Source organism: Rhodococcus cercidiphylli (assembly GCF_033042225.1).
Lineage (GTDB): Bacteria > Actinomycetota > Actinomycetes > Mycobacteriales > Mycobacteriaceae > Rhodococcoides.
Genome location: NZ_JAWLKE010000001.1, coordinates 140,676 through 153,330 on the forward strand (window position 1 = coordinate 140,676; position 12,655 = coordinate 153,330).

Genomic DNA, 12,655 nt, shown 5'->3' on the forward strand with positions numbered 1-12,655 from the left:
TATCGCGCTAGGACCAGCGAAACAACCGGATCGCGCAGGCGGTTCCGGCGATCACCGCGACCACGAGTCCGATGGGTCCGCCGATGTCGACAGGCGTTCCGGCCCAGGCAGATCCCAGCGCACTGACGGTGGCACCGAAAGGAAGTACCTCACCGATGGCCGCAACCGGACCGGGCAGATCCGCGACCGGTCCGAACAGCCCGCCGACTGCACCGAGAACGAGGAACAGGGTCAGGCCGATCGCGACGGCCGAGTTCGCTGTGGGTGCGATGGCAGCCACGACGATCCCCAGCGAGTACATCGCCGCGGCACCGAGCACCAGAACGGTCGCAACCAGGATCGGGTTGTGTGGGGGCGTGATTCCGAAGAGCAGCGCAGCCGTGGACAGAGCGATGCCGATTCCGAGTGTCGCTTGGACGACGCTGGTGATCACCTGCGCAGCCAGCACCTGCGTCGGTCGGATCGGTGTCGTCGACAGTCGCTTCAGTACGCCGGACTTGCGATAGAGCGCAAGAAAGCTCGGCATGTTCACGATTCCGACGACGGCGATGATCATGGTCAGGGCAAGCGGCAGTACGAACCGATCGAATGCGGTGATCGTGCCGGGCCCGACGATCTCCGCCGAAGTACCCGAGCCGTTCATCACCAGTACGAGAACCGGGAGGGCGATGGGAACGATCAGACCTGCCGTGTCCCGGGTGACCATGCGCATTTCGGCCCGGACGAGTGCGCCGGTGGCGCGCAGGCCCGGACGAGGTACAGCGTCGATCTCGTGTGCGGTCATGCCTAGCTCCGTTCGGTCAGCGTCAGGAATGCGTCCTCCAGGGTGGCTCGGTGGTCGCCCCCGAGGCCGGCGTCGGCGATCAGAGAATCCGGTGTTCCGGTGGCCACCACGGAGCCTCGATCGAGGACGGTGACTCGATCGCACAGGCGGTGTACCTCGTCCATGTGATGGCTGATCAGCAGGATGGTGACACCGTCTGCGCGGAGGTCCTCGATCAGTCGCCACACGGTGCGTCGTGCATCCGGGTCGAGTCCGGTGGTGAGCTCGTCGAGCAGGACCACCCGAGGGGAACCGATCAGCGCGAGGACGACCGACAACCGTTGTTGCTGGCCTCCCGACAACCGTTCGTAGCGCACCCGGCGGTGCTCGTGCAGGCCGACGGCACGGACGAGAGCGTCTCCATCGGCAGGTCGACGGTGGAAGGAGGCGAACAGATCGACCAGTTCGGCAACGGTGAGCGCGGTGTGCAGGTCGTTGGACTGCAGCTGTACTCCCAGCACGGAGCGCACTCGATCGCGGTCGGTGAAGGGGTCGAGTCCAAGAACTCGTACGGCACCGGAGCTCGGCCTGCGAAGGCCTGCAACGGTTTCGACCAGGGTCGTCTTGCCGGCACCGTTTCGCCCGAGCAGGCCGTGCGTCTCGCCTTCGGCGACCGTGAGGCGCACGCCTGCCACGGCGGTCCGTCCCCGATACCGCTGGGTGATGTCTCGAACGTCGATCGCTGCCATCCGATGCTCCCTTCTCGATGGTCTCGATTTCGACGCTAGATCGGCCGTGGCCTGCGCACAGGTGCCGATGGTCACCGATGGTGATCGTGACTTTCGGCAGGGGTGTGCGGACGAAATGGGCGATAAAGTCGACAGAATGAGACGCCTCGGACCCGACGTTCTGGCCGGTGCGTTCGTGTCTGCGCTCGCGGTCGCGATGGGCGCTCTCGTCGTCTTCGATCGGTCGATCGCCGACGGTCTCGCGGTTCCCCGCTGGTTCTGGGCTGCGCTGTTCGTGGTCTTTCTGCTCGTGCAGACCGCAGGCATGTGGTGGGAAGACCGGTTGCCGGATCGTCTCGTGCGCGCGTGCTTCGGCGCACAGGTGGTACTGGCACCGATTCTGGTGCTGACCGCCCCGACGGCGGGTTGGTTGCCCATCCTGCTGGTGTTCACCTCGACGTTCGCCGTGTATCGGGTGACCGGTCTCTCGGTGGCGGTCGTCGTTGCGGTTTACACCTGCTGCGTGGGGGTGTCGGTTGCGATCCGGGGTGGACGGATCTCGGAGATCGCGCTGATCACGTCGATCTACGGGGCGCTGCAGGTGGCCAGTGCGTTGTCGGTGACCGCACAGCTGCGACAGGCTCGGCTGCGTCGGGAACTGGCGGTCGCGCACGCCGAACTACGAACTGCCAGTGCGTTGTTGGACGATTCCTCCCGTGCCGACGAGCGATTGCGCATCGCACGAGAGTTGCACGACGTGCTCGGTCATCAGCTCACCGCACTGAGCCTCGAACTCGAGGTGGCGTCTCACAGGGTCTCCGAGCCTGCGCGCGAGCACGTCCTTCGGGCGCAATCCATCGCACGCGACCTGCTCGGCGACGTTCGGTCGACGGTCGGCGAGGTGCGCGCCAGGACTCCGGTGCTGGGGGAGTCGCTCGATCGTCTGGTTGCGCAGCTACCCGAACCCGTTGTGCATCTGACGGTCGACCCCGAGATCAGGGTCGACGAGGCTCGCGCGGTGGCTGTGGTCCGCTGCGTGCAGGAGATGATCACCAACACCATTCGTCATGCGAATGCCGACGAGATGTGGATCGAGGTACGCGCGGATTCGACCGGTGCGCTGTCGGTCTCGGTGCGCGACGACGGCCGGGCGACGGCCGATTTCGAGCCGGGGCACGGGCTGCAAGGAATCCGAGAGCGCATCGAAGGACTGGGCGGCACGGTCACGTTCTCGGTCGATCGCGGGTTCGCGGTCCATGCGACGGTGCCCGCACCGTGATCAGGGTCTTGATCGTCGACGACCACACTCTGGTTCGGCAGGGTATCCGCAGCCTGCTCGACCTGGCCCCCGACATCGAGGTGACCGATGAGGCGGACGACGGTGCCGCTGCGGTCGCGTCGATCGAACTCGATCCTCCCGATGTGGTGTTGCTCGACCTGCGCATGCCACGGTTCGACGGACTGTGGACGCTACGGGCTTTGCAGGACAGAGGAATTCGGGTTCCGGTCTTGGTTCTGACGACGTTCGACGACGACGAGTTGGTGCTCGGGGCGCTGCGTGCGGGCGCGAAGGGATACCTGCTCAAGGACGTGACCTTCGAGCGGCTCGGCGGTGCCGTACGTGAACTCGCGGCCGGGCGCACCTTGGCACAACCCGCCATCACCGAGAGACTGCTGGACGCTCTTCGGGCAGGGAAACACGGCCCGAGCGACGTCGGAGTCGCCGACACACTCACCGCCCGCGAGATCGACGTCCTACGGCTCGTCGCAAGCGGATACACCAACAGATCGATAGCCGACGCACTGCATCTGGCCGAGGGAACCGTCAAGAACCACATGTCGTCGGCCATTCTCAAACTCGGTGCGAACGACAGAACGAGCGCAGTTCTGCGTGCGCTGCGGGACGGCCTGCTCGACTGATCGGGCCGGCGATCGGTCCGGGCGGCAGCCGATGTGTCGGTGGCTCGTGATTGCATCTGTGTCATGAGCTCGGACGGCAGACACGGCGCGACGGTCACACTCGTCCGTGCGCCCAAGGTGGCTCGCCCGGCACGTGAGTGGACCGGCTCGGCAGCGCGGCTGCTGTCCTCGACACCCGACTCGGCAGCAGAGGCCGCGACAGGTGCACCGCGATGGAATCCGTGGCAGATCCTGGGTGGTCCCGGCACGGGTAAGACATCGCTCGTGGCCGATTACGCCGTCTCGCGCATCGTCACCGGTGATCCGGAGTCGGTGCTGGTGCTCACCCAGTCCAAACGGGCGGCAACCGCCGTCCGCGAGGTCATCACCTCTGGTCTCTTCAGCGGCGATCACGCACTGCGGGCGACCCGTGAACCGTTGGTGCGCACGGTGCACTCCTACGCCTTCGCGGTGCTGCGGCTGCAGGCCTCGCTGTACGGCAATCCGCCGCCGCGATTGCTGACCGGTGCCGAGCAGGACGCCGTGGTGCGCGAGATGCTGCGCGGCGATCTCGAGGACGGAGCTCGAGACTGGCCGGAGCGGCTGCGTCCGGCACTGGGCACCGCGGGATTCGTGACTGCGGTGCGAGACATGATGCTCAGGTCCGCCGAACGCGGGATCGGACCGGAAGACCTCGTCAAACTGGGTCGCAAACACGGCCGACCCGAGTGGGTTGCCGTCGGGAGGTTCGCTGCCGGATACGAGCAGGCCATGTTGTTGCGCGGTGCCGTCGGAGTGGAAGCGGCCGGAGCCACGGCACCGGGTCTGGACGCCGCCGAGCTGATCGGTGCAGCGCTCATGGCGTTCGCCACCGATCCCGAATTGCTGCGCAGCGAACGCGCCCGTATCCGGCACCTCGTCGTCGACGACGCGCAGCACCTCGATCCGCAAGCGGCACAGCTGGTTCGGCTGATCGGAACCGACACCGAATCCACCGTCGTCGCCGGGGATCCCGATCAAGCCGTGTTCACCTTTCGCGGTGCCGACCCCTCTTTCGTGGCAGACCTGGTCGAGGTGGATTCGCCGCGTCGCGTGATGCTCACTCGCAATCACCGGTCCGTGCCCGAGGTCGCAGAGCTGACCGACATCATCGCCGGACGGTTGCCCGGGCTCGGTCGGCACCGCTGTCCCGAACCGGTGGGCACCGCACGCTTCGGTGAACCTGCAGCGCGAGTGCACGTCGTGTCCTCGCCTGCCAAAGAGGCGGCGATCATCGCCGACGCCATGCGTCGTGCCCACCTGATCGACGGCATGCCGTGGTCCGAGATGGCGATCGTGGTGCGGTCCGTGCCGCGCACCCTCGCACCGTTGCGTCGGGCGCTGCACGGCGCAGGGGTGCCGATGATCACTCCGACCTCGGAGCTACCGCTGCATCGCCAGCACGGGGCCGTGGGTCTCCTGCTGGTGCTGCGTGCGATCTCCGACCCGAGCTTCGACGGTGAAGATGCACTCGCGCTGCTCTCCGGGCCGATCGGCGGGGCCGATCCGGTGGGTCTGCGGCGATTGCGCCGGGGCGTGCGCAGGCTCGAACTCGCATCGGGCGGCGAGCGCGACTCGGCCGAGCTGCTCAGAGTCGTACTCACCGACGACGCTCGGGGGAGCGCCGGGTGGATCGGCGGACTCTCGGATGTGGAGTCCGCCCCGTTGCGTCGAGCCCTCGGTGTCATTCGGAAGGCACGGGCGCTCGCCCGCACCGGCCGCGGTGTCGAGGACGTGCTGTGGGCGGCGTGGCAGGCATCGGGGCTCGAGCGGCGTTGGTCCACCGCGTCCGCCTGGGGTGGCTCGGCCGGTGCCCAGGCCGACCGCGACCTGGATGCGGTGGTGGCGCTGTTCGACGCGGCGGCAGCATACGTCGACAGGTTGCCGCGGGCTCAGATCGGTGGATTCCTCGATTACATTGCGCAGCAGGAGATTCCTACTCTGAACTCACACCGCGCCACGGTTCGAGCCGACGCGGTGACGCTGCTGAGCGCGCATTCTGCCGCGGGTCGGGAATGGGAGCTCGTCGCGGTCGCCGGGGTACAGGAAGGCCTGTGGCCTGGGCTGCGGTCACGTGGCAGCCTGCTGGGCACCGACACCCTGGTCGACCTCGTATCCGGGAAGGTCGATGCAGCAGCGGCGCTCGACGGGCGACTGTCGAAGTCGGCACCGTTGCTGGCCGAGGAGCGCACGCTGTTTCTGGTGGCGTGCAGTCGCGCTCGATCGACCTTGCTCGTGACAGCCGTCGATTCCAGTACCGGAGATGCGGATCTGGTCCGATCGCGATTCGTGGACGAACTACGCGGCGTCGACGGCGGAGGCGAGTCGGATCTCGCACCCGGGACCCCCGTGCCGGAGACCGCGCACCGAGTGTTGGCGCTGCCCATGCTGGTGGCCGAACTCCGAAGTGTGGTGTGCGATCCGATTGTCGCCGAACAGGATCCGGACAAGCGTGCCCGAGCGGCCCGGCATCTGGCCACTCTCGCCGACGCCGGTGTCCGAGGCGCGCATCCCGACGAGTGGTTCGGAGTGGCAGGGCCGAGCACCGACGCGCCGCTGTGGCAGCTCGGCGACGGTCCGGTGCCGCTGTCGCCGTCGACGGTGGAACAACTCACCACCTGTCCGCTGCGGTGGATGCTCGAACGTCACGGCGGCAACGACGGCACCAACACCCATGCGGTCACCGGCACGCTCGTACACACTCTCGTCCAGGCGGTGGCCGGCCGGATACCGCCGGAGCAACTCCGGCGTGCGCTCGAAACAGCTTGGGATGCAGTGGACCTCGGATCGCAGTGGTTCTCACGGCACGAACTCGACCGAACCGGGGCGATGCTCGAGACCTTCGAGACCTGGTTGCAGGGCAGTCGAGGCGAGCTCACCGAGGCCGGAGTCGAAGTGCGCGTCGACGGCATACTCGACGCTCGGTCGGAGGACGAGCCGGCGGTGGCGTTGCGCGGCCGCATCGACCGACTCGAGCACGATCCGGACGGTCGGCCGGTGATCATCGACGTCAAGACGGCCAAGACCGTGATGTCCAAGGAGGATGCCCAGGGTCATCATCAGCTGGCCACCTACCAGGTCGCCGCGGCAGCCGGTGCCATCGAGGGCGAGCCTGCGGGCGAGCCCGGCGGAGCGCGGCTGGTGTTCGTGGCCAAGCCCCACAACAAGGACGGGGCAACGCAGCGTGTCCAGCAAGTGCCGACGCCGGAGAAACTCGAGGAGTGGCGAGACACCGTGCATCAGGCCGCATCGGCGACGCAGGGACCCACGTTCGAGGCGCGGATCAACGACGGCTGCAGGCACTGCCCGGTCAAGTCCAGTTGCCCTGCACACGAGACGGGAAGGCAGGTGACCGAGCAGTGACGACATCGACGAAGACACGGACCGGTTCGGTACGGGTGTCGCCGGTCGAGCTCGCCCGGGCGCTCGGGCAGAAGCATCCACCGACCGACGAACAAGCCGCGGTGATCGCAGCGCCGCCCGGTCCGACGCTCGTCGTCGCGGGGGCAGGTGCGGGCAAGACCGAGACCATGGCGGCCCGCGTGGTGTGGATGGTGGCCAACGGTTTCGTCGACCCCGACCAGGTTCTGGGACTGACCTTCACTCGAAAAGCAGCACAGCAGTTGACCTCTCGAATCAGAGCTCGGCTGGCTCGGCTGGCCGGATCCGATCTGGTGCGCGCACTCGACCCCAGCCTGGCACTGCGCGAGAGAATCCTCGGTGCCGAGCCGGAAGTGAGCACCTACCACTCCTACGCGGGCCGACTGCTCACCGAGCACGGCTTGCTGCTGCCGATCGAACCGTCCGCGACTCTGCTCTCGGAGACCGAACTGTGGCAGCTGGCCCACCGTGTCGTCAGCACCTGGGACGGCGACCTGGACACCGACCGCAATCCCACGTCGGTGACCGAGGCCGTACTCGCACTCTCCGGTCAGCTGGCCGAGCATCTGGTCGATCCCGAGGATCTGCGCCATGCACACGTCGAGTTGGAGAAGCTGGTGCACACTCTCGGGCCGGGACCGCGACAACGTGGTGGCCCCACAAAGGAGTTGCTGAACATCCTCGACGCGCAACATCAACGAATCGGGTTGCTGCCGTTGGTGGAACGGCTGGCGCAGACGCTGCGGCGCGAGGGCGCACTGGATTTCGGCTCGCAGATGTCGATGGCGGCTCGGGTCGCCGCCGAGCATGCCGAGGTGGGAATCGCCGAACGGCAGAGATTCCGGCTCGTGTTGCTCGACGAGTACCAGGACACCGGGCATGCCCAACGCGTCCTGCTGTCGTCGCTGTTCGGTTCCGGCAGCGATCCGCAGTTGGCCCTGACCGCCGTCGGTGACCCGATGCAGTCGATCTACGGGTGGCGCGGCGCATCGGCAGCAAATCTGCCTCGGTTCGCCACCGATTTCCCCAAGGCCGACGGCAGCCCGGCACCCCGGCTCGAGCTGCTCACCAGCTGGCGAAATCCGCCCGAGGCATTGACGCTGGCCAACCTGATCACCGACCCACTGCGCCGCGTCGGGGTGCCGGTGCCGACCCTGCGGGCCCGCCCGGGTGCGGTTCCCGGTGATGTCCGACTGGCCGTCACCGATACCGTTGTGGGCGAAAGAGAGTGGATCGCCGACCGGATCGCGGGGGAGTACCGCGCTGCCCTCGAACAGGATCGCACGCCGCCCACCGCCGCGGTTCTGGTGCGCCGCAACGCCGACGCCGAGCCGATCGCGGAGGTGCTGCGTAGCCGCGGGTTGCCGGTGGAGGTCGTGGGGCTCGGTGGATTGCTGCACGTTCCCGAGGTGGCCGACATCATCGCGATGCTGCGGTTGGTAGCCGACCCCACTGCCGGTGGCTCGGCGATGCGCATCCTCACCGGCTCTCGGTGGCAGATCGGACCGACGGATCTGCGGGCACTCTCGCAGCGCGCCCGAGAACTCGAGATCCGCGGCGGCTACGGCACCGCAGGTCGCGTCGACGACCCGGAGGCACTCGATGCTGCGCTCGGTAACGCCCTACCCGGCGAGCAGTCGGAGCAGGCCGGTCTGGCCGACGCGATTGCCGATCCCGGTCCGGCCGAGCGGTACTCGGAGGTGGGGCATCGCCGGATCGTCGCCCTGGCAGGTGAACTGCACCTGCTGCGCGACCGAATCGGTCAGCCGCTGACGGAATTGGTCGGCGACATAGAACGGATCATGGGGATCGGCGTCGAAGCTCAGGCCCGCACACCGATCAGCACCGACGGCGCGGTCGGTCGTGAACATCTCGACGAATTCGCCCATGTGGTAGCCGATTACGCCGACAACCCGACTGCCACGGTCACCGGATTCCTGTCGTTCCTGGCCGCTGCGGAGACGGTCGAGGACGGCCTCGCCCCCGGTGAGGTCGACGTCGCCCCTCATCGTGTGCAGGTGCTCACCGTCCATTCCGCGAAAGGCCTCGAATGGGAGGTGGTGGCTGTCCCGCACGTGGCGAAGGGCGTGTTCCCGTCCTCGAACGCATCCTCGACCTGGCTCGGGGCGATGGCCGAGTTGCCGCCGTCGTTACGCGGTGACCGTGCACTCGACGGCGAGGGCTCGGAAGGCGTTCCGGTCCTCGAACTCGACCGACTCCACAATCGCAAGGACCTAGAGGACGCCGTCAAGAGTCACAAGGATGCGCTGGCGAGGCGTCGACTCGCCGAGGATCGCCGACTGTTCTACGTGGCACTCACCCGAACCGAACGGGTGCTGCTGGTATCCGCGCATCACTGGGACGAGACCGCCACGAAGCCGCGTGGGCCGTCGGAGTTTCTCGCCGAGTTGCACACGCACATCGAGCAATTCGCCGACACCGCGGTGATCGAGCAGTGGGCACCAGCCCCGGAGGATGGGGCGTCGAACCCGCTCGGGGCCGTGCCGCACACCGCGTCCTGGCCACGCGATCCACTCGGCTCCAGGCGCGGAGCGATCGAGAGCGGTGCGCAGGAAGTGCTGCGCGCGCTGGCGGATATCTCGGCCACACCGAGCGAAGAGCGTGACGGCATCCAGGATCGAACCCGGGAGGACCCCGAGAACTGGGCCGCGGACGTCGACACTCTGCTGGCCGAGCGGGCCGCACGATCGGTCGCGGGAGTGGACGTGGCTCTTCCCGGCAACCTGTCGGTGACGCAGCTGGTCGACCTCGCGGCGGACCCCGATGCGTTGGCCTCACGCCTGCGCAGGCCGCTGCCGTTTCCGCCGAACCCGTTGGCGCGCAGAGGAACCGCGTTTCACGCCTGGATCGAGCGCCGTTTCGGCGCGACCCGATTGCTCGATCTCGACGAACTGCCGGGCTCGGCCGACACCGGAGCCTCGGCCGACGTCGACCTCGAAACCCTCCAGCAGGCGTTTCTCGAATCGGACTGGTCGCTCCGCAGCCCCGTCGAAGTGGAGGTGCCGTTCGAGACCTCCGTGGCGGGAACGGTACTGCGAGGACGCATCGACGCCGTGTTCGCGGACGCGGACGGCGGCTGGACCGTCGTCGACTGGAAGACGGGCGCAGAGCCGACGGCGTCGGAACAGCGGGCGGTAGCGATGCAGCTCGCGGCCTACCGGCTGGCGTGGGCCGAGCTGATGTCCATCGGGCGCGCCGAACCGGTACCGCTCGACCGAGTGCGCGCAGCGTTCCACTACGTGCGCAGCGGTCACACCATTTCGCCCGAGAACCTGCCGGACGCAACGGAATTGGCCCAGCTTCTGGAAGGCCGGGCCGGGCCCGAGCAGCCAGAGCCTACGGTGCGTTCCGACGAGCCTTCAGAGCCTCGGTGACCAGCGGAATCTGCAGCGGCAGCCGGGCGATCATCGCTGCTTTGAGAGCAGGTGAGGTCTTCGGGCTCTGCACGTACTTCCACGCGAGGTTGATGTTGGCGGGGAAGACCACGACGAACAGCGCGGCCGCGAGTGCACCGCCCAGTCGACGAGTCCGTGGTGCGGCCAGCGTTGCGGCCACGGCGAGTTCGGCCACACCCGAGACCTGCGTGTAGGTCCGCGCTGAGCCGGGCAAGGCCGTCGGTACCTGGGCATCGAAGAACTTCGGCGTGGCGAAGTGCAGAACTCCGGCTCCGGCGAGCAGTCCCGCGAGGCGCAGTGCGGCTGCCTGACTCGATCTCTGTGTCATGCCCATACCGTGCCACACCAAGCGTCGTCGGCACGGAAGCCTGGCATGGGGTTACGCTGCGTGCCGTGAATGATCTCGACATCGGTGAGTACCTCGGCGGGCGACGTGGCAGGTAGGTTGCGAGCGCGCTTGGGTGACAGCGGCGCGCTGACCGACAAGCCCGACTTCGCCCTCGTGGGAGTGCTCCGGGTACCCGAACTGGAATCGAGTCCGTGGCGCGCCATCTACAAGCGAGTTCTGATGGCGCTGGGCATCCTGTTCTTGGCGGCGTTCGTCGTCTATCTCGATCGCGACGGGTACAGCGACAACCAGAACGGTGAATTGTCCTTTCTGGACGCCTTCTACTACGCAACCGTGTCGCTGTCGACGACGGGATACGGCGATATCGCACCGATGAGCCCGTCGGCTCGACTGGTCAACATCCTGGTCATCACACCCCTCCGGGTCCTATTCCTCATTCTGTTGGTCGGTACCACGCTGTCGGTTCTCACCGAGCGGTCCCGGCAGGCATTCAAAATTCAGCGATGGAGACGCAGCGTGCGCAATCACACCGTGGTCATCGGTTTCGGCACCAAGGGCCGTACCGCAGTCGACGCGATGCTCGGAGACGGCGTGTCGGCGTCCGACATCGTGGTCGTCGACACCGATCAGATGGTGCTCGACACCGCATCGGCCATGGGCTTGGTCACGGTCCACGGTTCGGCGACCAAGTCCGACGTGCTCAGACTCACCGGTGCCCAGCACGCGTCGGCGATCATCGTGGCGACCAATCGAGACGACACCGCAGTGCTGGTGACTCTGACCGCCCGAGAGATCGCTCCCAAAGCCAAGATCGTCGCAGCCATCAGGGAAGCCGAGAACACGCACCTGCTGCGTCAGTCCGGTGCCGATTCGGTTGTCGTCTCGTCCGAGACCGCGGGACGTCTGCTCGGTATCGCCACGTCGACTCCGTCCGTCGTGGAGATGATCGAGGATCTGTTGACGCCGGAGGCAGGCTTCGCAATCGCCGAGCGCGAAGTCGAGCGTGACGAGGTGGGCGGGTCTCCGCGGCACCTGACCGACATCGTTCTCGGGGTGGTGCGGGGCGGCAAACTGTTCCGAGTCGGTACTCCGGAAGTCGATGCGGTCGAGGCCTCCGACCGACTGCTCTACATCCGTCGCGTCGGCGACTAGTCACGGCCAAGTAGGGTCGTGCGCGTGCCGAAATTCCAACTCGCTCACCCCCCTCGACTGTCCCGATCGCCGCTGAACAGGGCAGAAGAACTGCGCCGAGACACCGCAGCGTTGGCAGCGGGTTGGCCGACTGCTCGCATCCTGAACGTGGACGGCAGAGGCCGATTCCCGATTGACGAGAACGGCCTGGTGTTCGGCTCTGCCGCGGATCTCGCCACCGAGCCGACGGCCGATGCGGTGTTCCTCGGAATTCACGGCGATCGGCATCTGTGGGCCCGCCGGGTGGAGGTCGTGGCAGGCACGGTCGGAGACCTGCGCACCGACGGCGATCGACTCGACAGCGCCGCGTTGTCGACGGTGACCGGAGCCCTGGCGATCCTCAATTGGCATGCGAGCGCGCAATTCAGCTCACTCGACGGCGCGCCGTCCGTTCCGTCGAGCGCAGGCTGGTCGCGAACGAGCACGTCCACCGGTCACGAGGAATTCCCGCGTACCGATCCTGCGGTGATCTGTCTCGTTCACGACGGCGGCGACCGAGTGTTGCTGGCGCGGGCACCCGCGTGGCCCGAGCGTCGTTTCTCGGTGCTCGCGGGCTTCGTCGAGGCCGGTGAGTCGCTGGAAACCTGTGTCACACGGGAGATCAGAGAAGAAGTGGGCCTGGACGTGTCCGGTATCGAGTATCTGGGCAGCCAGCCGTGGCCGTTTCCGCGATCGGTGATGATCGGGTTCTCCGCCGTCGCCGACCCGGAGCAACCGCTGCACTTTCAGGACGGCGAGATCGCCGAGGCCCACTGGTTCGATCGGGCAGAAGTTCTCGCCGCGCTCGAGCTGGGCGACTGGGGATCGGATTCGACCTCCCGGTTGCTTCTGCCGGGCTCCATCTCCATCGCACGGGGAATGCTCGAGGCGTGGGCGGCGACGGCCTGAC

9 protein-coding genes are annotated in these 12,655 nt (G+C 67.2%); 6 read left to right on the top strand and 3 right to left on the bottom strand.

What is annotated here, in order from left to right:
- Positions 1-7: 7 nt before the first annotated feature.
- Both R3P95_RS00680 and R3P95_RS00685 read right to left on the bottom strand, forming a co-directional pair.
- The gene (locus R3P95_RS00680) at positions 8-784 is read right to left on the bottom strand and encodes an ABC transporter permease (RefSeq protein WP_317547120.1); all 777 of its coding nucleotides are present in this window, start codon (positions 782-784) and stop codon (positions 8-10) included.
- A gap of 2 nt (positions 785-786) precedes the next feature.
- Positions 787-1,512, bottom strand: a complete 726-nt coding sequence (locus tag R3P95_RS00685) for an ABC transporter ATP-binding protein (protein ID WP_317532327.1) — start codon at positions 1,510-1,512, stop codon at positions 787-789.
- Positions 1,513-1,648: 136 nt separating this feature from the next.
- Here R3P95_RS00685 and R3P95_RS00690 point away from each other — a divergent pair, with 136 nt between their 5' ends.
- The 4 genes from R3P95_RS00690 to R3P95_RS00705 all read left to right on the top strand — a co-directional run bounded on the left by R3P95_RS00690 (position 1,649) and on the right by R3P95_RS00705 (position 10,205).
- On the top strand, positions 1,649-2,770 hold the full coding sequence (locus R3P95_RS00690; protein WP_317547121.1) for a histidine kinase: 1,122 nt from the start codon (positions 1,649-1,651) through the stop codon (positions 2,768-2,770).
- Positions 2,767-3,411, top strand: a complete 645-nt coding sequence (locus tag R3P95_RS00695) for a response regulator (RefSeq protein WP_094670856.1) — start codon at positions 2,767-2,769, stop codon at positions 3,409-3,411. The genes R3P95_RS00690 and R3P95_RS00695 overlap by 4 nt, the downstream gene beginning before the upstream one ends.
- A gap of 63 nt (positions 3,412-3,474) precedes the next feature.
- Positions 3,475-6,792, top strand: coding sequence for an ATP-dependent helicase (locus R3P95_RS00700; RefSeq protein ID WP_317547122.1), 3,318 nt, complete (start codon positions 3,475-3,477; stop codon positions 6,790-6,792).
- Positions 6,789-10,205 carry an ATP-dependent helicase gene (locus tag R3P95_RS00705; protein WP_317547123.1) on the top strand — a complete coding sequence of 1,139 codons (3,417 nt, stop codon included), beginning with the start codon at positions 6,789-6,791 and terminating at the stop codon, positions 10,203-10,205. Before R3P95_RS00700 ends, R3P95_RS00705 begins: the two co-directional genes overlap by 4 nt.
- Here R3P95_RS00705 and R3P95_RS00710 read toward each other — a convergent pair.
- Entirely contained in the window at positions 10,168-10,554 is a 387-nt protein-coding gene (locus R3P95_RS00710; protein ID WP_094670882.1) for a DoxX family protein, read from the bottom strand. The two genes, R3P95_RS00705 and R3P95_RS00710, sit on opposite strands and share 38 nt — an antisense overlap.
- 105 nt (positions 10,555-10,659) lie before the next feature.
- Here R3P95_RS00710 and R3P95_RS00715 point away from each other — a divergent pair, with 105 nt between their 5' ends.
- Together R3P95_RS00715 and nudC are read left to right on the top strand one after the other, a co-directional pair.
- Positions 10,660-11,727: a potassium channel family protein gene (locus tag R3P95_RS00715; RefSeq protein WP_094670884.1), complete on the top strand. Its 1,068-nt coding sequence runs from the start codon at positions 10,660-10,662 to the stop codon at positions 11,725-11,727.
- Positions 11,728-11,751: 24 nt separating this feature from the next.
- A complete protein-coding gene (gene nudC / locus R3P95_RS00720) occupies positions 11,752-12,654 on the top strand; it encodes an NAD(+) diphosphatase (protein WP_149405483.1) in 903 nt (300 codons plus the stop codon).
- Position 12,655 lies beyond the last annotated feature (1 nt).